A 20,656-nucleotide genomic window follows, 5' to 3' on the forward strand; every position below is an offset into this window, starting at 1 on the left:
GTGCACTATCTCCCCGCCGGGCGGTATTTCGTTCTACGAGACGACGTTGCGAATGAAGCGAACGATCTTCTTCTCAACGTTGCAGTAGGAATAGTGCTGAGCCGTGCTGTAGGTGACAAACTCGCCCGCGGCATAGTCCCGCGCCTCGCCTGGTTGGATCAAACGCAGCGCTCCTTCGACGACAAAAAGTATTTCGTGCCATCCTTCAGGGTCCGGCTCTGCCATGCGGCCAATGGCCGAAAATGGAAATACGATCGATGTTTGCGGCTGACGTTCGAGCAGGGCTTTGCGAGGAATTCAAAAGATCCGCAAGATATTGGTTCCCATTTATCTGCTGGAGCCACCTGAAACCGAGCATTATGAGCGCTGTTCATCGATTCATGCAGTAATGCCATTTCTGATTTGATTGGCCTTATGATATCGCGCTTCGGTCACCGAATATCCCCCTTGAGAGCCACATTGAGAACCAATGTCATCACTCGGATCTGGGAAATTTCAAGAGACTGGGCGGCCGATACGCCGCGTTCCGATTGCTGCTTGCGGCAAACTCGAGCGATAAACTTTGACGAAGGTTCGATATCTCCGAACTCCGGTCAACAGCAAATAAGAGGTCTTGTATGCGCGCCGACGTGCAGTGGAAATTGCGCTGGGAAAGCGAGTTGGAACTCGCCGAACATGTCGAACTCGCCGAGTTTTTTCGAAAGACCTATGGACCAACCGGGGCCTTTAATGCAAAGCCGTTCGAGGGCAGCCAAAGCTGGGCCGGAGCAAGACCTGAGCTTCGTGCAATCACCTATGACGCTAATGGGGTCGCGGCTCACATGGGATTGCTGCGCCGCTTCATAAAGGTTGGCACAACCGATCAGTTGGTGGCTGAGCTCGGACTATATGGTGTGCGTCCGGATCTTGAGGGTTTGGGGATAGGACATTCGATCCAAGCCATGCTTCCGGTGTTGCGCGAACTGGCTGTTCCGTTTGCTTTCGGCACGGTGCGGCCCGCATTGCAAAAACACATTGAGAGGTTCGGGCGAAACTGTCCGGTGACTGTTGTGTCGGAGATTAGCGTACGATCCACGCTGCCACACGCGCGTACTGACTTGCCGCCCACGCGGGTCGAGGACCCACTTGTCATTATTCTGCCTGTTGGACGGCCAATCTCCGATTGGCCAGCCGGTACGACAATCGACCGGAACGGACCGGAGCTGTGAGGCACCTCGACTGCTTACCCGAAGCGCCGAATGCCCGTTGGCAAACTTACGCAGTCCCACGCACATTGAAATTCTGGCGATCGGGATTTGGTCACCCGTCTGTCGAAGAAACCTGCGGTTCAAAGGACTTTGATCTAAATCTCCCGGTCGTGTTCGATGCTTTGATGACCGAGCCAAACTCACTGCGGCCCGCAGATCAATCTCAGTTAGCCGGCGAAGAGGGCGGTTTACTGTCGCGGAAAGTCGAATGTTGCCGCACGTTGAAGGGAATCGAGGATGCGTAATCACAACTCGGAATGCACGAGCACACAGCTAGATCACCGGCTTGGTCATTGAACCAGCATGACCGAGCAGCAGGATTGAGCCTGGAGATGCATGATGGAAAATAGCGCTGAGAATACCGTTTTTCGATATCGTGGCTCGACGTTCGATAGCATGATCGAATCCCTCGGAGCGGTTTTCGGCACATTCGACGCCGATCTCGTCGGTCGTACTCGGGACTTCTATTGGGCGCTCGATCTTGCGGGGTGTGAAAACGCAACATTGATTACCGGTCACCATCAGACCGGGTTTCAGTTCCGCGCTCAGTGGTGTTCTGAAGCTACAGAGCATCTATCGATCGTGGTGCCTCGCAGAGGCGGCATGGGTGTCACGTACGGTTCGCGCATGGCTGAGGCCCGGGAAGAGAAATTGCTTCTTTACAGGAATTTCGAACTAGATAGCATTTCTATACAAGGGCAATCCAATTTAATAGATGAGCTGGTGCTTAATTGGTCTTTGATCCAACGGACCATTGGCGAAACTTTCGATATCCCGTTTAGCGGCTCGCTCGACCTGTTGCCCGAAGTCGACCTTTCAACGCCAGTTGGCCGGACAATCGGCAATCTCACGGAAGCGATTATCGACGGAATACGTGATAATGGTCCCCTTTGTCAGAGTCCCATAGCCACGGCTCATATTACGCAGGCGCTAGCCGATGTCGTAATACGGATGGTGCCTCATCGGTTATCGCATCTGCTGGATAAGAAGCCACACATGATTGCTCCCGGCCACGTCCGCCGTGGGATCGAGTTCATGTGTGCCAATGTTAACCAGCCGATTACAATGCCAATGGTGGCAGATGCAGCGGGTGTTTCCACCAGGGCACTCGAAGCAGGTTTTCGTGCTTTCAAGAATACAACGCCGGCAGCTTATCTACAGATGCTTCGGCTCCGGGCAGCGCGCGAGGACCTGCTCGATCCAGAAAACCGCATGCTCATGAAGGAAATCTGCCTGAAATGGGGGTTCTTTCAATTCGGAAGATTCGCCGCAGTTTATAGGGCGCACTATGGAGAAAATCCCTCCGAAACAAGGAGACGGGTCTGCGGATCAAATTCTCGTAGGTCCTTCTGACAAGCGAATTGACGAAGGCGCTGGCGCGATTAACGGCAGAACCGGTCTGTGCAAGCCGGATGATGGCATCACATTGATAAGTCTCTGGGCGGATGATTGCCTCTAGCTTCCCCTCCTCAGCATCCGTCCGGTTCAGCCGCTTAATGTGATCGGCCAATTTGTCCTGCGGCCTGACCTGTTGCGCCTGACAGTAGTGCGGCAGACCGGACTCGGATCAGAGTTGCTGCGCGACCCCCAACGATAGAAACGGCAACTTAACAAGCAGCGCTTTGCGCTCTAAATTGCAGAACTCCTGTCCGAATGAATGGGACCATCTCTCTCTACCGCGTTCAATCCTCCAGTTTTAATTCCCTGTGTACCACTTCCGGCTTTAGCTTTGCGCCAGCGGCGTTGATCAAACGGGAACATAATGAAGTCGCGTACGGTGAGCGGTTCGGGCTGATTTCGCATGCCAACTTCCGGCCACTCATTCGTTTTCGGCCAGTATGCAGTACGGAAAATCGTGTCCCAAACGGTTGTAAAGAAGCCATAGTTTTTATGCCGGTGGTGGAATTCCGTGGAGTGATGAATACGATGGAATTTATTATCGCCGATGAGGTACCGAAGTGGCCCCAAATTAAAGCGTGTGCTAGAGTGGGAAAGATGGGCCTGAAAGGTAATCAGCGCCATGGCAGCAACGGGCACGACGCCTGATTCGAAGTGAATTAGCGCGAGTGGGAGTGCTACAAACGCCGCGTAAACAAATGGCTCGGAAATATGGTGGTTGCAATTCCACGCCGTCAGTTCGCGGATTGAATGATGGGTCGCGTGCAGGCGCCACAGAAATGGAACGGCGTGCTGAGCACGGTGCATCCAGTAGTAAAAGAAGTCACCAGCAATCGCGACTAGAACGCCCGAAAGGACGGCGAAGCCAGTATTGGCGATCGGGTTATTAGAGTGAAGCAACGCACCAAAATTGATCGTTACGAGCGGCTTAACCCCCAACCATTTCAAACCCAAAGCGTAGAAGTGCCAAATTAAAGTGCCGCATCCGATACGGATAATCCAATTCCGCGCACCGCGAATGTACGAGGCAAAGCTGTATCGGTAAGCCGGAAAGATCACCTCGAGCACAACGCATGCGGTAGCGAAAATCGCAACCAATTTAAACGCTTTGACGAAGAGCTGGGCCATTTCCCCAACATCGAGAACGTGCATTTTGATTGCTCCGAAGAATTGGCGAACAACAAAATGCACTATGCGGAATTTACCTAGATTGCAAAATCGATTGTTTGGATGATGAGTATCCATCTCCCAAATGATTCTCTCCACTCCATTGACAGGAATGACCCGTTCTTCGGACGGCTCTCTCGCAAATGTGCTGATTGAGATCGCCCAGTGTTCTCGCGTCAGATCCTCACGGCCTGCATGGATCACTTGGACTGCCGCAGGGCCAAGCTGCAAGGGTAATTGCTTTGGTTTATTCGACGTTTGGATGTATCTCATGACATCAATTAATTACCCAATGGTCCGATGAAGGGTAAATAGGTTTCGCTGAGACGCTCAATCACAAGGGGTATCTGCTACGGTTCGGACCAATTGGTCTCGACCCGCCTTCTCGTGCCCTGTTTGATGCCATTCCGAGCGAAGAGTTTGCTCTCGAGCGCATCGTCAGCAAGGTCCCCAGGCAACGGCCAGTTTAACCCAACCGCCGCTGCGCGCTGCAGATTATACTGCACCGTGCTTCGCGCAATTCCCAACAGGACGGCAATCTCACGCGAGCTGGTTCCGCTTGCTGCAAGTCGCAGCATTTGTCGCAAATGTCTCATGGTCAGCCTTGTCTTTGCCGGCAACAAAATCCCCTCGTTCATCGCGAGGTATTTGATGCCAAAGTTGCTGACCAGGGAGTGATCTTCAGTGCCGAAAACTGGCCGGTCTTTGATCGGAACGGTGGCCGGCTTCAAATCGGAATGGCGGCCGGTCTTTGATCGGAATGCCGGCCGGCTTCACGTCGCAATCTGGAGGGTTATGTGAGGTCGCATATACAATGCGGAAAATGCTCGATATGAAACGCAGTCTTGCGTTCGAATGGCTGGGGAAATCAAGCCGGTTCTTTCGGAGATGGATTAGTTCGATTCTGGATATGATATCCCGCTCTGCCACCCCGCATCCTGGAATTCGCTGTCCGGCTTGATCTTTCCAGGCCGCGGCATCCGGAACCTGCCGGGTCTATCGAAGAAATGGTTTCCTTGGTTGCCGATCGCCTCCATATACTCTGGCGTGTCCTTGCGGATTAAACGGGATCAGATGATTACAGATCACGCGAACTCACCGGAATGTCAGAGCACTGCGATCTCGACAGATGTCCCATTCATGATCGTGGTGGCCGCAAGGCTGGGCGGGGAGCGGACAAGCGCACCCGCGGCATTGGGGCTGCTCCACCGGCAACGGTGCCATACCAACATTTTTGCAGTTCAGTCGCCCGACGAAGTTTTCAGATCAGAGATGAGCTGGACAACATTCGTGCTGGTCCTGGTTGATGAGGGGCTCGGCAGCTACAAGCGGTGATGTCATACGGGCCGCTTCCTGGAATAGCATGTCGCGCATCCAGACGCTTGCCGGATCACTATTGTGAAGCGCATGCCATTGCACGGCCTCGGTGAAGGGAAGATGTTGTGGCAGCGGAAGGTCGACAATTCGAAGGGGTATTGTTTTTGCTAAATGCTGCGCCAGCCGTAAGGGCATGGTTCCTATACGGTCAGTGTTGGACAGCACGGGCGCAATCATGCTGAAGCCGTGTACCACGACGTCGATGCGTCTCTTGCGACCGTGCTCGCGCAAATACCATTCCTCGAGGCCTGGCCTCCGAAAACTTCCGAACTTAGCGACAACGTGCCCCATCGACATGTATCTCTCGAATGTAAGTGGCTCTGCCAGCTGCTTGTTCGAGCGACAGCCTACGCACACGTGTAAATCGTCGAAAAGCCTCGCATGAGGATGGGCATTCGACATGAATATTTCCGGCAATATGAGAAGATCGACGTCGCCGCGCTGGAGAAGATCTTCATTGTGGTCGGCGGGAGGGAAAAATTCGAAGCTGACGCCGGGAGCTTGCCGCGCCACACGCTCCACAACTTTTTCAAAAAATACAAGAGTGACGTAATCGGAAAGCGCGATTTTGAAGCGACGATCCGATTGGGCCGGATCAAACGGCTGCCAGGAAATAATAGAGAGCTGAACTTGCAGCAGAGCCTCGCGCACCGCAGGTGCAATACCTTCCGCCCGCGCCGTCGGGATAAATTCGCGGCCCGTCATCGTAAACAGCTCATCTTGGAAATAGGCGCGCAACCGGGCGACAGCCGCGCTCATGGCCGGCTGACTGAGATTGATGCTGTGCGCCGCCGCCGTGAGCTTACGCTCAGTCATCAAAGCGTCGAACACGACTAGGAGATTTAGATCAAGTCCCTTAAACCGCATGTCTCTCTATCTATCCATAGCGTGGATCTATGCTCCCCAAACCCAACAGCATTCTTCATTAGTAATACAAATTGACATTTTCACAGCGCAGAGACCAAGTATGGAGATTTTCATTCGCGAAATGCACATTGAATGCGAATTTGAACATGGCACTGTCGGCTTGCGCTCGCGCGGGGGTCGGACAACGCGAGCGACCCATCCACCATGCGTCGCGCCGATTCAGCATATACCCGGAGTTCGTTAGCGGCGCGCAGTCCGCGTATGGTGATTTCGGAACGGTTTGCAACCAGGATCTTGGAATTCGTCACGTTCAGGTCACTGGAAGTGCTTTGACCCAAAGCAGGTACGAACCAGATAGCGCTTGCCGAAGAAACCGGCATACACGTTGATGACATCTCGAACTGGCATGGTAAGGGGAATGGTGATTTTTATAGGATTTGCGATGCTGCTGCTGCCGTGGTTGCGATTGCAGCGATATTCTTTAGGCAGTGTTCAGCGCAACTCGACGACGGACGGGAACACGTGTCGGTCGAGCAGTGGCCGCCAAGGTCAACGATCGTGGTTGAAAATCAACGAAACCTCGAATTTCTGGTACTGGCCGACAGGCTGAGGTTCCAAGGCGAAAAGCTTGAACGGCACTGCTGGGACGCCTGCCCACCGGCAGGCCACTCGAGGCCACGACGGCCGCAGACGTTTTGCGGATGACTGAGATGGTGGTGCGAGGTCACAAACACGAGGTGCATGAGCCTCCGTGTTATGAACAGAATTTATCGATCCATGAAGCAAGGAAATTTTTGATCCGACATTCCTCGTGCTATGTGCGCGGGATCACAAATTTGTCCCACCAGCCCGCCGACCGTCATCCCCGCTTGAAGACCGTCACGGGCGCGCCCGCTTCTGACAGGCCAACGCTGTCGGGAGCCAGCTTCCCGGAGAGAGATAATGAGGAACACCAAGGTAGCTATTATCGGCGGAGGCTTTGCAGGACTGCACACCGCGCGACTGCTGCATGCGGCCGAGATCGAATTCCTGCTCATCGAGGCAAGAGCCACCCTCGGCGGCCGGATCGAGACCGTGAACGAGACAGGCCAGCCGGACGCAGACGGCTTCGACCTTGGACCGTCCTGGATCTGGCCTCGAATGCAGCCTGCGATCGCCGCGCTCGTTGCCGAACTCGATCTGCTCACGTTTGCGCAAAACAGCGATGGCGACGTTGTCTTCGAGCGGATGTCGCGGGAATCGGCAAAGCGCTATCCCGGACTGAATCAGGAGCCCGAAGCACTGAGGTTCATCGGAGGATCCGCTTCATTGGTTCGTGCGCTGGCGCAAGGCTTGCCTGAGGCGGCGCTGTGGTGCGGTGCGCAAGTCACCGCGATGCGTCTCAACGAAACCGGTGTCGAGCTGTCTTTGAGATTTGCCGACGGACGTATAGAGCTGATTCAGGCGTCACAGGTGATTGCGGCGCTTCCGCCGCGTATTCTGGAGGCGACCGTCCAGTTCGAGCCGGCCCAGGAGAAAGGCACGATCGAACTGTGGAGGCAAACGCCGACCTGGATGGCGCCACACGCCAAATTTTTCGCTATCTACGATCGTCCCTTCTGGCGCGAGGCAGGATTCTCCGGGACGGCGCAAAGCATGGTTGGACCTTTGACGGAGATCCATGATGCGACCACGTACTCGGGCAAGGCAGCCCTGTTCGGCTTCGTCGGGATGGGAGCCGAACAACGTGCAGCAATCGGCGCGGTCGCGCTGAAGGAGGCCTCGATCCGCCAGTTCACGCGCATCTTCGGGCCGCAAGCTGCCCATCCACGAGCGACCCTCTACAAGGACTGGGCTGCCGACCCGCTGACTGCGACATCCGCCGACTGGTTTTCCGCCGGCCACCCGAATGGCCCTGGAGGGGGCTGGATCGCTAGCCCGTGGAAAGAGCGGCTGGTCCTAGCCGGGAGCGAGACGAGCCGAGGTGAGGCCGGCTACCTTGCCGGCGCCGTACAAGCATCTTCCCAAGCTGCCCGAGACGTCATCTCGAAACTCGTTGTCGAGCAAAGCTGAAGGATAGAGGTGGTTCGGTTTGCCTGAACAGTTCCAGGCTTTCCGCGACACAACCGCCGGGTCACAACATCAGAAGACCACCACACGAAACCTCTGGGTTCGGACTGCGGCACAGTCGCTAAGCTCGACAGAGCGATCGCCCGGGTTATGGTCGGTGGCTTGGTTGCTGCTGTGATCGCCCGCAGTTGGTCATCTGGACCCTCGAAGCAGTTCCAGGTCACCATTTTGGGGGCAGCTTCCTCAGTCAGGCCGCACTTGCGATGCTTGCTATTCCGATCCCGTTTGCTTCCCTACGTCGGAGGCGAGACATCACAATGCGATGCCGCACGGAAGGAAAGACGCGAGACATGGCCGCCTACATGCACAAGCTCGAATAACCTCTTGCAAATATCGTGGCTCTGAACATCTCCTCGACGGTGATTGACGAGAGGGAATCAAGGCGGCGCTGGGAAATTCGCTTTCCGCGATCACGGCGAAGGCGAGCGCCCCCTCTCGCGGGCAAGCGCTAGAAAACCGTCGATGTATGATATGGTCTCCTCACCGCGCCGTACACCCAGATTGATGTTTTTCCGTATACCGGTATCGCCCACGCGTAGTGCGCGTATCGGCATTCCAACGGCGTCTTCCTGCAGCAGCCAATCCGGTAGGACCGTAACACCCCTTTTCGCACAGACGAGTTGCAGCATCAGGTCGATGGTTTCGGCCGTGCGGTGCTGACGCGGTCGGCAATGGGCGGGAACAAGGAATTTGGTGTATATGTCCAGCCGCTCCAATGTGACCGGAACCGTGATCAGTTCCTCGTCGAGAAGATCCTGTGGCTGCACGCATTTCCGGTTGGCAAGAGGATGGGTCGCATGCACCATCAGCACCAACTCATATTCGAAAACCGGCGTAAAGAGCAGGTCCGGCGCGTCCACGGGATCCGGTGTGATCAGAAGATCGATTTCGTACGCAAGGAGTGCCTCGACACCGTCGAACCGGAAAGCCGTACGCACGTCGAAATCGACATCGGGCCACTTGTCGAGATAAGACGTCGCAATCTTGGTCAGCCACCGCTGGCAGGGATGACATTCCATGCCAACACGAAGGGCTCCTCTCCTTCCCATAGCAAAATCGGTCAGGACCCGCTCGGCATGTTCCATTTGGGGCAGGACGCGTTCGGCCACAGAAAGCAGATACTCACCTGTCTGCGTCAACCGCAGCCCGCGGCCTGATTTCATCCATATCTTGATGCGGTGCCGTTCCTCGAACTTTGCGATCGTATGGCTCAAGGCGGATTGAGTGACGTTCAGCTTTTCGGCGGCCGCGGTAACGCTGCCTCGACGGCTGACTTCTCTCAGAATTGCAAGATGCTGACGATCAAGCATTATGATGCCATTTATGAACCGAAGGATCAATGACATTTCTGATCATAATGCATTGCTGCTAACCTCGTCGTCAACCAAGCTCTGCCCAAGCCTCGCGATGGACGAAGGGATACTCCAGTGATCTTTTTCGATGCGGTCGTTCGTGGCTTCCATGGCTACGATCAATCCTTCTTTTGAAAATGTGTGAGTACGTCGCTCGCTGATCACGCAGCCAGGTCGGAAGCGACCCGGTCGAGCACAGAGCAGCACTCATTGAGCTCCGACAGGCGAATGTATTCATCGACCTTGTGCGCTCGGTCGACGTTACCGGGACCGCAGATGATTGAGGGAATACCGGTTTTCGCAAAAAGCCCGGCTTCGGTCCCGTAGCTCACCGCGCGGATGGGGTTCCGGCCAGTTGCCCTCGTCATCAATGTGGCCAAATCGGAATCTTCCGGGAGTTCCATTCCTGGATATTCGGACAAGCGATCAGCTTTGACTTTGAGTCCAACCTTTTCAAGCTCGGGAAAGGCCTTGAAAATCGGTTCAAGCAGTGAGTAGGGCTCCGCGCCGGGAATGGCTCTAACCTCGACATCAAAGCTTGCGAACTGCGGTATGACGTTAAGTGACAGACCTCCTTCGATCACACCGACCTGAAGGGTCGAGTATGACGGCAAAAAGAGTTCATTCTGCTGCCCGTGCTTCAGCAGATCCGACTGAGCCACCGCCTTGGCCAATAAGGTGGACAGTCCGTGAATGGCATTGAGCCCGCGATCGGGTCTCGACGAATGACCGGCTGTTCCTTCGACTGTGAATTTGACGGCGGCCTTCCCCTTGTGCGCAAGAATCGGGATCATCTGGCTTGGCTCTCCGACAATGCAGCTCGCCGGCAAGGCGCAGATCGACGGAATTGCCTCGATCATATGGGGAACGCCTCGACATCCTGCCTCTTCGTCGTAGGAAAATGCAAAGTGAAGGGGGCGACGGAGTTTTTCCGCATTGACTCCAGCTGCGACGGCCATGGCAGCGGCAAGAAACCCTTTCATATCGCTGGTGCCGCGGCCGTAAAGGCGATCGCCCCCTTGTCGAAGCGCGAACGCCGGCGATGTCCAAGGCTGACCCTCTATGGGCACGACATCCGTATGACCCGAGAGAATGATGCCGGCTCGATCACGCGGTCCCATGCTCACGAACAGATTTGAACGATTTCCTTCCGGACCGGGCAGCTCGCTCACATGCGCGCCGAGCGCAGCGAAATAGTCCCTGATGTAAGAGACGATCGGCGCGTTCGCCGAGCCCACGACGGATGGAAAACCTATCAACTTTTCAAGAATTTCACGAGCGTTTGCCATAATGCGTACCTCCGGCGCCAATTCAGATTTCGATCAAAACGCTCTTTAGCCGACGGTTGGATTTGTAGGCTTCCTTGCCAAGGTCCTTGCCGATACCGGATGCCTTGTAACCACCGGTCGGGAGGATGTGGTCGCGCGAGCGCCCGTAACGATTGACCCAAACTGTCCCTGCCTCAACGCGTTTGACCGCCCGCATTGCCTGCGACAGATCCTTCGAGAACACGCCGGCGGCAAGACCGTAGGTTGGATGATCACTCAATTCAAAGGCTTCTTCTTCGTCACCGAACGTTCGACTGCCGCCCGCGACCTCGGCCGAAACGGTACGTTCCTGGTCATTCGTCAGCTTGCGCAATATGTCGACGTCTTCAACGATTACGTGAATGATGCGGCCGCCCGCTATGCCGGCCATCCGGCGATTCCGGATCAGCTCGAACCGGATCTTTTACCGGGATGGATCGGTGCGAAGATGGTCGGTCGCTGGAAGGACGGTTCTTCGCTGGTTCGGTATCCGCATGGTCCGGCAACGAGGAAACAGGATGGCGAAGCGTTCCGCCCTGACAACGATTTCCTTCCTGGCGCCGAGGATCCACTCGGTGAGCGTTGTCCCTTGGGGGCCCACATTCGCCGATCCAATCCACGCGACAGTCTGGCGCCGGCCTCAAAAGATGAACTTTCAATCGTCAATCGACATCGCATCCTGCGCGTTGGACGAGGCTTTGACGCGTTTGGCGCTAATGACCCGGAGGAGCAGAAACCCGGTCTTCTTTTCATGTGCCTCAACGCAGACATCGAACGTCAGTTCGAGTTTGTCCAGCAGACCTGGGCCACAGCCTGGCAGTTCCACGGATTGGAAAACGAAGTCGACCCGATCATCGGTCGCGGGGGCGGCATGGGACGGTTGACGATACCCTCGGCTCGCGGCCCGTTAAACCTGACCGGAATAAAGGACTTCGTCCGAATGCGCGGGGGAGCTTACCTCTTCATGCCAAGCAGAAGCGCGGTCCGGTTTCTCGCCCGCATCGGGAAGGCAGCGGACGCTGAAGTACCGCACTTACGTGAAGACCAACTCTATGAGGAACGGACCTTGCTGGGCACGAAAGACTAAGGGGCAGTGTCCGCGAAGCTTTCTGCAAATGTGGATGATGATGTGCCGCGTGACTGACCGTGCACTTGGAGGGAAAAATGCTGGGACGTTTGACAGGTATAGCGCTTCTCGCAATAGTCGCGCCGATTGGGGCCGCGGCAGCGGAACTGATCCGACGGCGGCAGGCACGCTTCGTTTGATACGCCCTGACGACAGGGTGTTGATCGTTGGCAATGGCCTGACCTCTGCTGACGTCATTGCCTCCCTCACACATCAGGGGCATCTTGGGCCAGTCGTATCGCTTTCCCGTCGTGGGCTGCGCTCAAACGGGCATGCACCGGTTCAGCAGGATCCATTTGGCGATTTCCTGACACCGAATCCGAAGACGGCGAGCGAACTCCTCTCGCGCATTCGCGCGTCGATCCGGCAAGCTGAGCGACAAAGCCTGACCTGGCATGCGGTCATCGATCGGGTTCGTGCACAAGGAGCTCATCTTTGGAAGGCTCTTTCCATCGACGATCGTCGCCGCGTCGTGCGGCATCTGCGTCCATACTGGGACGTGCATCGGTTTCGGATCGCGCCGCAAGTCGAACGCGTTTTGAATGAGGCTTTAGCAGCTGGCAGGCTAGAAATTCTCGCCGCTGCCATCGAGGACGTCGACACGGACGGAGATAAAATCGGCCTCTCGGTTCGACGCCGGAGGCCGACGTCAATCGAGAGGCGCGAGTTCGATGCCATCGTCGTCACAACCGGACCGGCACATGGGCGTATCCTTTCCAGTCAGAATTGGCTCGAGCAACTCCGCGGACGAGGCCATCTCCATTCCGATCCCACCGGACTTGGCCTTTCCTGCAACGAATTGTCACAAGCACTGTCCGCTGACCTCTCGCCTGATCCGACACTTTATGTCGCAGGCCCGCTTGCGCGGGGCCAGTTTGGGGAACTGATGGGCCTGCCAGAGGTAAGCGAGCATGCCTTGTTCGTCGCTGAGCAGATTGCTGAACATCTTGAACACCGAGCCACGTGAGGCAGATCCGATCGGCGCCAGCCAAGCGGGACCTCGGACCACGGCCCGGTCGAGACCCACCAGCGCCTTGCTGTATTACTCCGGCGGATCCAGAACGGCTTAGGCTTCGCGTTCTTGGCTCCAGGATAATTCTGGGAACGGAGGAGCTTGGCGGCTCCTGCCGTTTAGCTGGCCTTTCGTGTCGCAAAGCTGAGCGCCAGGACGAGAAAGATCAAGGTGCCCGTTCCAACCTGCTGCCAGTAAAAATTCAGGCCGCTCAAGAGCAGGCCGTTTGCGACGATAGCAAGCAGCAAAACGCCGAGTACGGTCCCCACGATATTGGGGCGACCGTGGATATGGATGGTTGTCCCTATGAATGCGGCGCCAACGGAATTGAGCAAAAATGCGTTGCCTGAATTGGGTACGTAGACTGTCACGGTCGAGGTCAGGACCAGGCCTGCCACCGCTGCGATGACGCCGATCAGGACATAGGTTCCTGCAAGAATGAGGCGCAGCGGCAGCCCGGAATAGCGCACAATATCGGCTTGCACGCCTGCGGCAACGACCGCGCGGCCGAACCGGCTCTGCGAAAGTAGGAAGGCGGCGGCCGCCGCCGTGGCGAGCGCGATGATCAGCGGCACCGGGGCACCGAGGATCGTGCCATGCCCGATAGCACGGAAAGAACCCGGTATCGCATTTTGCGGGAGGTAGATCGGGTTGCCGCCATTGGTGAGCAGCTGCTGAATGCTGCGGCCGACAAAGAGCGTGCCAAGCGTCGCAAGAAAAGGCGAAAGGCCTGCCCAGGAAATAAGGATCGCGTTGAACACACCGACAAGCGCTCCCGCGGCAAGCCCGCCTAAGGCCGCAACACCGACGGAATGGCCAGTCAGCACCAATGACACGAGAGCGAGGCTGGAAAAATCGATCGCCGCGCCGATCGACAGATCGATACCGCCGGAAGCCACGGCGAAGGTCATGGCGACGGCTACGATTGCCAGCAAGCTGAAATTGTTGGCAAGCAGGCTTGAAAGATTGCCAGCTGTCAGGAAGCTCGGCGCTAGCGAGGCAAACAGCCAAAAGACGCAGATCAGCGCGATGATCAGAGCCGTTCGGCCGCCGAGCGCGACAACATTCCTGGAAAGAGATTTGGTCGCCATGGTCAAACGTCCCTGCGAATAAGTGTCGTAACCGATACGGTCAGCAGGATCAGTACACCCTGGACGCCGCTGACCAGCGTGCTGGAGAGATTGAGGAGCTGAAAGCCGTTGAGAAGAACACCGACGAACAAAGCCGATAGCAGGGTGCCGCCGACGGTCGGAACAAGTCGGCGGGAAAACACCGATCCGAGCAGCGCGGTGACGACCACAGGCAGGAGCATCTCGCCCGAACCCGTGCTTGAGCCACTGAGATATGCTGTATTGAGGATGCCGGCGAGACCACCACAAAGACCGCTGATCAGGAAGGCTGCGGCGAGATAGGCCTTCACCGGAATGCCTGCGGAGCGCGCGGCTTCCGGAAATTCACCAACCGCATAAAGTCGCAGCCCATAGCGCGTACCCTGCACGAGAAGAGACATCGCAAGCGAAAAGGCGATCAGAACATAGCCAAGCACCGGGATACCTAAAGGCCCCTGGGAGGAGAGTGCTGTGAGCACATCGCCGGAGGCAGGAATGACCGTGTTTTCGGTCAGCACAAGCTCGAGCCCGGCAATGACATTCATGACCGCCAGCGTCGCCAAAAGAGGCACGATGCCGATCCCGGCCACCGCAATCGCGTTTACCGCACCGACCGCAAGGCCTGAACCGAGCGCCGCGATCACGGCGGCGCCGTCACCGTAGCCTGCCTGTATCAAGCTCGCGTAAATGGCTGCACTAAGACCCATGTTGGCGGCGAGCGACAGATCGATGCCGCCGGTCACGACATTCGGGCCTCCCGCTATCACGACGACCGTGAGGCCTATCGCCAGAACCCCGGTGATTGCCGTCTGCCCCAGGATGTTGCCGATGTTGAACACCGAAAGGAAGAAGGGCGCCGAAACGGAGAATATGACCAGGATCAACAGAAAGGTTATTAAGGCGCCATAACGCAGCAAAGTGGCAGCGAGCCGGGTCTTTTGCTGAGGCGTCTCCGGTTCCGCTCCGGAAACGGGAGCGTAGCTTTCGATATCAACTGACATGACGCAACCTTTCCCGAGCGCCGGTGGCCTCGGCCAATATGTCGTTTGCCATGGTGTGGCTGGATTGAAGCTCGCGCGTAACGCGCCCGCGGAACATCACGAGGACCCGATCCGTCATGCCGACGAGTTCATCGAGATCGGTGGAGAGAAGGATGACGCTTGCTCCGCTCGAAACGAGGTCGGCGATCAGTGCATAGATCTCGGCTTTTGCGCCGATATCAACGCCCACTGTGGGTTCGTCCAGCAGATAAAGGTCGGTGTCGCGAGCCAGCCATTTCGCTATCGCCACCTTCTGCTGATTGCCGCCAGATAGTGACCGGACCAAGGCCTCTCGCCCGTCAGCCTTGATCTGAAGCTTTCGGACGAGTTTATCCGTCTCTCCTGCTTCAGCCTTCCTGTCGAGCCGCCCGAACCGCAAGAATCGGCCGAGGCTGGCGATGGTCACGTTTTCTCTCACACTCATATCGAGTGCCACCCCGTGGCGACGACGATCCTCCGGGACCAGGGCAAATCTTGCCTTGGCCGCGTCTCGCGGCGAGGCAAGTCCGACGTTACGATCTTCGTGGACAATTGTCCCCGATGTTGCCCGTTCCAGCCCAAAGAGGACACGCATCAGGTCCTTGGCACCCGATCCGAGAAGCCCGGTGATTCCGAGCACCTCACCGCGGCGCAAGGTGAAGGAAACCGGCTCGAACTTGCCTGCCACCGCGAGGTCTTGCACGCGAAGAAACTCCTCGCCGAGGCGCACCTGACGAGCGGGAAAGAGATCACCTGTCTCGCGCGCTATCATCAACTGACCGATTTCCTCGGCAGAGGTTTCGGACAGGGCAAGCGTCGCAACATCACGGCCATTTCTCAAGATCGTGACGGTCTGGCAGATGTCTTCGATTTCTCTGAGGTAATGAGAGATGTACAAGATTGTGACGCCTTCGTTGGCGAGCCGCCTGATCAGCCGAAACAGAATATCGGCCTCCTGGCGCACGAGCGCTGCTGTTGGCTCATCGAAAACGAGAACCTTGGGCTTGCGGATCAATGCACGAGTGATCTGAATGATTTGCTTTTCCGCCGTGGTCAGCTCCGAGATCAGCGCGTTCTGAGGCAGTTCGATCTCGAAATAGAACTTGAGCAGGCGCGCCGCTTCGTGTCGCATGCGCCGACGATCGAGAAAGGGTGTCGCCCCAAGGCTTGGTTCGTCACCTAAGAAAAGCGCTTCCCCGACAGTGAAGCTTGGCGGCAGGAGCCGATCCTGGTGGATAAAGTGGATGCCAAGTTCTTCCGCAAGCTTCGGGGTCAGCCGCGCGTGTGTCGTGCCATCGATCTCTATTGCGCCATCGTCTGGCTGGTGGAGACCGGCGAGGACCTTGATCAGTGTGGATTTGCCAGCTCCATTTTGGCCGACCAACCCATGCACTGTTCCCCGTCTTACAGTCAGTCCCGCGCCATCAAGAGCGCGCGCCCCCCCGAAGGTCTTGACGACCTGGCTCAGCTTGAGAATGTCGGCAGGGTCAGTTTCCGCTGCGATTATTTGGCTCATATGGGTGCTCCGCACGCTGAACGATGGCCGCACCTTTGAACAGAGGCGCGGCCTGGTCACTAAAGTCAGCCGATGCCCAGCTTTTTGGTGACCTCGCCGACGTTCGCCTTGTTGGCGAGAAGCGCCGGCACGTAGGTTTCGCGTGGCAGTTTTTCGCCAGAAAGCAGGCGGGCAACGTTGCGAATGGCGGTGCGCCCGAGCTCTGCCGGTTGCTGTGCAACGTCGGCTGCGGCTGGAGACTTGGGGTCGGCGACCAGCTGGAGGACTTCCGGGCTGCCATCGACGCCATAAGTCTTGATCTCGGTTCGCCCAGCAGCCACAAGAGCCTGCGTTGCGCCAAGCTGCGGCACATCCCAGGCCGACCAGATTGCTTTGATCGAACCTTTATCTGGATAGCGATTGAGGATCGCGGTCACCTGGGTAAAGGCATCTTGGACGGTATTGGGGATGACATCGCGCAGTTCCGGCTTGATGATCTCCACCTTGGGGAAATATTTCACGACGTTTACGAGCTGATCGTAACGGATCGCACAAGGCGTGACGCCGTAGAAGCCGTTGAACACGACGATCTTGCCTTCGCCGCCGATATCGGACACGAGCTGCAGGGCGAGGTCCTTGCCGAGACCCCAGTTGTCTGAGGTCGAGTTGTTCAGTGAATAAGTGGAGCCGACGTCGATGGTCAAAACCGGTATGCCTGCATCGCCGGCCTTCTTGAGCCAGGGGTCGATGACCGTCAGCGTTCCAAGAAGCTGGACAATGGCGTCCGGCTTCTGCCCGATAAGGGTCTGGAGCTGCGAAACGAGTTTGCCGTCGTTGCGCCCCGCATCCACGGCGATCGGCTCGCCACCCAGCCGCTTTACCTCCTCGATCTGGGCATTGTAGGCCTGGAGATCGAAGAAGTGGTCAGTGCCGGCGGCGCTGATGCCGATGCGCTTGCCTTTGAGCGGCAGGTCTTCAGCAGCAAGTGTCGGACGAATCCCGATCGCTGCGGCACCGGCGACCGCTGCGCCCGCCAGTGCGGTAAACTTCAGAAGGTCGCGGCGGCCGAGACCTGTGGCTGATTTTTCAGTCATGATTTACTCCTTTGATTGTGGGTTGCTTTGGCTGTTGCGATGCGAGGCGGAGATCGTGGCAGTTGCAGCTGGCAAGGCCATCATTGTTGTCTCGCAGCTTCAAAACGACGCGCTGTTGATCGTTGAAAGACAAGACGACATACCGCGGAAGCACTGGAATACCGTCTTAGCCCCGACCTAATGCACGCCGAGTTTCTCGATGACCTCTTTGACGTTGTCCTTGGTCGCAAGCATGGACGCAACATAGGTCTCCCGCGGCAAGGTCTCGCCAGCCAGGACACGGGCAACATTGCGGACCGCGGTGCGCCCAAGTTCGGCCGGCTGCTGGACCACATTGGCGGCAGCAGGGGAGTTCGGATCGGCGAGCAATTGCAGCGCTTCCGGGCTGCCGTCGATGCTGTATGTTTTGATATCCGTGCGGCCGGCGGCCACGAGAGCCTGTGTGGCTCCCACTTGAGGGATATCCCAGGCCGACCAGATCGCTTTGATCGAGCCTTTTTCCGGGTAGCGGTTCACGATGGCGGTGACCTGGGTGAAGGCATCTTGAACGGTATTGGGGATAACGTCGCGTAGCTCCGGCTTGATGATCTCCACCTTCGGGAAATACTTGATCACATTCACCAGCTGATCGTAGCGGATCGCGCAGGGCGTGACCCCGTAGAAGCCGTTGAAGACTACGATCTTGCCCTCGCCGCCAATGTCCGAGACCAGCTGCAGAGCGAGGTTCTTGCCGATTTCCCAATTGTCGGATGCCGTGTTGTTCAGCGAGTTCGTCGATCCGACGTCCAAGGTGAGGACGGGGATGCCGGCATCACGCGCCTTCTTCAGCCAGGGATCGATAACCGTGAGCGTGCCGAGCTGCTGGATGATGGCGTCGGGCTTCTGCGCGATCAGTGTCTGAAGCTGGGAGATGAGCTTGCCGTCGTTGCGCCCGGCATCAACGCCGATCGGAACGCCGCCCAGGCGTTTCACCTCCTCGATCTGGGCGTTATAAGCCTGGAGATCGGCGTGGTGGTCTGTGCCCACGGTACTGATGCCGATGCGCTTGCCCTTAAGAGACAGCTCGCCGCTTGCCAGGCCGGGGCTGACGCCGACCAAAGCGGCACCGGCGACCGTTGCGCTGGCAAGCGCGGTGAGTTTCAGGACTTCACGGCGGCCGAGACCGCGATCTGGACTTTCTATCATGGACATCTCCTACAATAGCGAAATTGGTGCCCGAGAGGCTCGGGAGGTTGAATGCACTTCACGCGCCCTGCACCTTGCAGCGCGCCACGAGCGCGCATCCCCTTGACGGCGGTCAGGCCGCAGCGGAACTTTCGTCGACTTTGTCCGGGCTCTCTGCCGTTAATGCCGGTGCTTGCCCGATGCGCCACTGACCGGGCGGCGGCGTTCCATTCACCGCGAAATCACCGACGATCCGGTCTTTGTAGATGCGGGGATTGTGTGACGATATCGTTCGTGCGTTACGCCAGTGACGGTCGAGCGCGGTGGACGATTTCGCTGCCGAGGCGCCCAGCGTGTCGAACAGGATCGTCGACGCCTCGAGAACCAGATTGGTGACCACGCCGAGGGCTTGTGATGTTTCCAGTTCGGCAACCGCATTTGCGCGTTCCACGGCCTCGTCATTGCCCGCCAAATTGGCGACATGGGCGCGTTCTTGGGCCGCCGCAACCTGCAACACGATTGCAGTGGTGGCGTAGGCATTGGAGCGAATGCGGCCAACGACCTGGAGCACCTGTGGATCCTGGCTCGATCGGGGACCGGCAGCGTGCGAAAATTGGCGTGTTCGTGCCGAAACCGCAGCGGCGGTCTCAATGGCGATAGCGCGGCCTATCCCGGCCAAGGTCGCCAGATGAACAGTCTGGTAGAACGCAGGGCTGTAGCCAAACTTCGTGTCGTCGACCACGACGTCAAGGGGATCTACCCTCGCATCGGAAAATGTCGTGGTTCCGCTTGCGGTCAGCTTCTGCCCGAACCCGTCCCAGTCGTCGACAACGCGCACACCCGGGTCGTCGCGGCGCACGAGCACGGTGATGCCCTCGCCTTCCAGGCCTGTCGCGCCGACATCGATCCAATCGGCAAAAAGCGAACCGGTCGTGTAGTATTTCTCGCCGTTGAGCACGAGGCCATCGCCTTTGCGGGCGATATGGGTTGCAAAGGCGCCTTGGCTGGCATTGCCAATCTCGGTCCAGGCGTTGCCAGCGATCTCACCGTTAGAAATGCGCTCAGCCCAACGTCTACGGAAAGCGCTCGGTGCTGTGTTGACGACGTTTTCCACAAAACCAAAATGGCCGCGCAGTGCCTGCGTTATGTTCGAGTCGGCGGCGGACAGTTCGATCAAGAGATTGAAGAACTCCGCCAGCGTCGCTCCAAGTCCACCTTCGCCCTCCGGCAGGCGAAGTGCACCGAAGCCCGCACGTTTTAGCAACGCGATCTGGGCATCAGGAAGGATGCGGTTGAACTCGCGAGCTATGGCGCCTTGTCTGATCTCCTCGAAAAGCGGACGAAATTTCTTGGCGAGGTCCTCGTAGCGGGCACTCGGCCCCGCTCCCCAAGCTTGATCAACCTGTGACATGATGCACCTAATGTTAAGAGGCTGTGGCAGCGATTACGCGCCAATCGTTTTCAGCTGGGGCGTCAGGGCTGCGGCCTCGCGGCGCTTGACCGCCTCGATGTCCCGATACGCGTTGGCCGGATGGGTGGCTGGCAGATAGGGACCGTTGCCGAACAACTTCTCGCGGAGCGTTCCGGGACGGTAGGCTGTCGGATAGGCGCCGCGTTTTTGAAGTTGTGGCACAACGTGCTCGACGACATCTTCGAAGCTGCCGGGCGTCACGGCATAGGCGATGTTGAAACCATCGACGCCGGTTTCAGCCACCCATTCTTGCAGAATATCGGCAATCTGCTCGCCCGAGCCGACAAAGACTGGCCCCATCCCGCCGATGCCACCGAATTTCGCTAGTTCATCGATGGTCCA

17 protein-coding genes and 2 pseudogenes are annotated in these 20,656 nt (G+C 57.4%); 5 read left to right on the top strand and 14 right to left on the bottom strand.

Features of this window, described 5'->3' with window-relative positions:
• Positions 1-33 precede the first annotated feature (33 nt).
• A complete protein-coding gene (locus AS026_RS44045) occupies positions 34-162 on the bottom strand; it encodes a hypothetical protein (protein ID WP_268871451.1) in 129 nt (42 codons plus the stop codon).
• 455 nt (positions 163-617) lie between these two features.
• Between AS026_RS44045 and AS026_RS23325 the strand changes: the two genes are divergently transcribed.
• Positions 618-1,208 carry a NodA family N-acyltransferase gene (locus AS026_RS23325; protein ID WP_028748643.1) on the top strand — a complete coding sequence of 197 codons (591 nt, stop codon included), beginning with the start codon at positions 618-620 and terminating at the stop codon, positions 1,206-1,208.
• A 375-nt stretch (positions 1,209-1,583) separates the two neighbouring features.
• On the top strand, positions 1,584-2,600 hold the full coding sequence (locus AS026_RS23330; RefSeq protein WP_028748644.1) for a helix-turn-helix transcriptional regulator: 1,017 nt from the start codon (positions 1,584-1,586) through the stop codon (positions 2,598-2,600).
• Between the two features lie 276 nt (positions 2,601-2,876).
• Here AS026_RS23330 and AS026_RS23335 read toward each other — a convergent pair whose 3' ends face one another.
• From AS026_RS23335 to AS026_RS23345, 3 genes are all read right to left on the bottom strand, one after another.
• Positions 2,877-4,085 carry a sterol desaturase family protein gene (locus AS026_RS23335; RefSeq protein ID WP_235777153.1) on the bottom strand — a complete coding sequence of 403 codons (1,209 nt, stop codon included), beginning with the start codon at positions 4,083-4,085 and terminating at the stop codon, positions 2,877-2,879.
• A gap of 77 nt (positions 4,086-4,162) precedes the next feature.
• Positions 4,163-4,450, bottom strand: a complete 288-nt coding sequence (locus tag AS026_RS44285) for a sigma factor-like helix-turn-helix DNA-binding protein (protein ID WP_328285785.1) — start codon at positions 4,448-4,450, stop codon at positions 4,163-4,165.
• Positions 4,451-5,078: 628 nt separating this feature from the next.
• Complete coding sequence (locus AS026_RS23345; RefSeq protein ID WP_028748646.1) at positions 5,079-6,056, bottom strand: LysR family transcriptional regulator; 978 nt, start codon at positions 6,054-6,056, stop codon at positions 5,079-5,081.
• Between the two features lie 942 nt (positions 6,057-6,998).
• Here AS026_RS23345 and AS026_RS23350 point away from each other — a divergent pair.
• A complete protein-coding gene (locus AS026_RS23350; RefSeq protein ID WP_062369808.1) occupies positions 6,999-8,108 on the top strand; it encodes a flavin monoamine oxidase family protein in 1,110 nt (369 codons plus the stop codon).
• Positions 8,109-8,575: 467 nt separating this feature from the next.
• Here AS026_RS23350 and AS026_RS23355 read toward each other — a convergent pair whose 3' ends face one another.
• The 3 genes and pseudogenes from AS026_RS23355 to AS026_RS23365 all read right to left on the bottom strand — a co-directional run.
• Positions 8,576-9,475, bottom strand: coding sequence for a LysR family transcriptional regulator (locus AS026_RS23355; protein ID WP_040679154.1), 900 nt, complete (start codon positions 9,473-9,475; stop codon positions 8,576-8,578).
• 203 nt (positions 9,476-9,678) lie between these two features.
• Entirely contained in the window at positions 9,679-10,806 is a 1,128-nt protein-coding gene (gene argE / locus AS026_RS23360) for an acetylornithine deacetylase (RefSeq protein WP_028748649.1), read from the bottom strand.
• A 22-nt stretch (positions 10,807-10,828) separates the two neighbouring features.
• Positions 10,829-11,098, bottom strand: a pseudogene (locus AS026_RS23365) (aldehyde dehydrogenase family protein); the annotation flags it as partial.
• Between AS026_RS23365 and AS026_RS23370 the strand changes: the two are divergent.
• Positions 11,054-11,911 carry a Dyp-type peroxidase gene (locus tag AS026_RS23370; protein WP_063805942.1) on the top strand — a complete coding sequence of 286 codons (858 nt, stop codon included), beginning with the start codon at positions 11,054-11,056 and terminating at the stop codon, positions 11,909-11,911. The pseudogene AS026_RS23365 and the gene AS026_RS23370 sit on opposite strands and share 45 nt — an antisense overlap.
• Before the next feature lie 199 nt (positions 11,912-12,110).
• Positions 12,111-12,917 carry an FAD/NAD(P)-binding protein gene (locus tag AS026_RS23375; protein WP_131815340.1) on the top strand — a complete coding sequence of 269 codons (807 nt, stop codon included), beginning with the start codon at positions 12,111-12,113 and terminating at the stop codon, positions 12,915-12,917.
• Between the two features lie 164 nt (positions 12,918-13,081).
• Here the strand turns inward: AS026_RS23375 and AS026_RS23380 are convergent, their stop codons facing one another.
• The 7 genes and pseudogenes from AS026_RS23380 to AS026_RS23415 form a co-directional block, all read right to left on the bottom strand.
• Positions 13,082-14,053 carry an ABC transporter permease gene (locus tag AS026_RS23380; protein WP_007539487.1) on the bottom strand — a complete coding sequence of 324 codons (972 nt, stop codon included), beginning with the start codon at positions 14,051-14,053 and terminating at the stop codon, positions 13,082-13,084.
• Positions 14,054-14,055: 2 nt separating this feature from the next.
• Entirely contained in the window at positions 14,056-15,072 is a 1,017-nt protein-coding gene (locus tag AS026_RS23385; protein WP_028746904.1) for an ABC transporter permease, read from the bottom strand.
• Entirely contained in the window at positions 15,062-16,606 is a 1,545-nt protein-coding gene (locus AS026_RS23390) for a sugar ABC transporter ATP-binding protein (RefSeq protein ID WP_037075242.1), read from the bottom strand. Before AS026_RS23390 ends, AS026_RS23385 begins: the two co-directional genes overlap by 11 nt.
• Positions 16,607-16,671: 65 nt before the next feature.
• Positions 16,672-17,679, bottom strand: a complete 1,008-nt coding sequence (locus AS026_RS23395) for a sugar ABC transporter substrate-binding protein (RefSeq protein ID WP_028746906.1) — start codon at positions 17,677-17,679, stop codon at positions 16,672-16,674.
• Between the two features lie 177 nt (positions 17,680-17,856).
• The gene (locus AS026_RS23405) at positions 17,857-18,864 is read right to left on the bottom strand and encodes a sugar ABC transporter substrate-binding protein (protein WP_028746908.1); all 1,008 of its coding nucleotides are present in this window, start codon (positions 18,862-18,864) and stop codon (positions 17,857-17,859) included.
• Positions 18,865-18,976: 112 nt separating this feature from the next.
• Entirely contained in the window at positions 18,977-20,254 is a 1,278-nt protein-coding gene (locus AS026_RS23410) for an acyl-CoA dehydrogenase family protein (RefSeq protein WP_028746909.1), read from the bottom strand.
• Between the two features lie 33 nt (positions 20,255-20,287).
• Positions 20,288-20,656, bottom strand: a pseudogene (locus tag AS026_RS23415) (5,10-methylene tetrahydromethanopterin reductase); the annotation flags it as partial.

This window comes from Rhizobium altiplani (assembly GCF_001542405.1).
In the GTDB taxonomy this organism is placed as follows: Bacteria; Pseudomonadota; Alphaproteobacteria; order Rhizobiales; family Rhizobiaceae; genus Rhizobium; species Rhizobium altiplani.

Excerpts from the sequence above, each read along its gene's own strand:
- AS026_RS23335 (WP_235777153.1), bottom strand. The coding sequence starts at position 4,085 with ATGAGATACATCCAAACGTCGAATAAACCAAAGCAATTACCCTTGCAG.
- AS026_RS23325 (WP_028748643.1), top strand. The coding sequence starts at position 618 with ATGCGCGCCGACGTGCAGTGGAAATTGCGCTGGGAAAGCGAGTTGGAA.
- AS026_RS23410 (WP_028746909.1), bottom strand. The coding sequence starts at position 20,254 with ATGTCACAGGTTGATCAAGCTTGGGGAGCGGGGCCGAGTGCCCGCTAC.
- AS026_RS23345 (WP_028748646.1), bottom strand. The coding sequence starts at position 6,056 with ATGCGGTTTAAGGGACTTGATCTAAATCTCCTAGTCGTGTTCGACGCT.
- AS026_RS23405 (WP_028746908.1), bottom strand. The coding sequence starts at position 18,864 with ATGATAGAAAGTCCAGATCGCGGTCTCGGCCGCCGTGAAGTCCTGAAA.
- AS026_RS23380 (WP_007539487.1), bottom strand. The coding sequence starts at position 14,053 with ATGGCGACCAAATCTCTTTCCAGGAATGTTGTCGCGCTCGGCGGCCGA.
- AS026_RS23390 (WP_037075242.1), bottom strand. The coding sequence starts at position 16,606 with ATGAGCCAAATAATCGCAGCGGAAACTGACCCTGCCGACATTCTCAAG.
- AS026_RS23355 (WP_040679154.1), bottom strand. The coding sequence starts at position 9,475 with ATGCTTGATCGTCAGCATCTTGCAATTCTGAGAGAAGTCAGCCGTCGA.
- AS026_RS23330 (WP_028748644.1), top strand. The coding sequence starts at position 1,584 with ATGATGGAAAATAGCGCTGAGAATACCGTTTTTCGATATCGTGGCTCG.
- AS026_RS44285 (WP_328285785.1), bottom strand. The coding sequence starts at position 4,450 with ATGAACGAGGGGATTTTGTTGCCGGCAAAGACAAGGCTGACCATGAGA.
- AS026_RS23395 (WP_028746906.1), bottom strand. The coding sequence starts at position 17,679 with ATGACTGAAAAATCAGCCACAGGTCTCGGCCGCCGCGACCTTCTGAAG.
- AS026_RS23370 (WP_063805942.1), top strand. The coding sequence starts at position 11,054 with ATGATCACTCAATTCAAAGGCTTCTTCTTCGTCACCGAACGTTCGACT.
- argE (WP_028748649.1), bottom strand. The coding sequence starts at position 10,806 with ATGGCAAACGCTCGTGAAATTCTTGAAAAGTTGATAGGTTTTCCATCC.
- AS026_RS23385 (WP_028746904.1), bottom strand. The coding sequence starts at position 15,072 with ATGTCAGTTGATATCGAAAGCTACGCTCCCGTTTCCGGAGCGGAACCG.
- AS026_RS23350 (WP_062369808.1), top strand. The coding sequence starts at position 6,999 with ATGAGGAACACCAAGGTAGCTATTATCGGCGGAGGCTTTGCAGGACTG.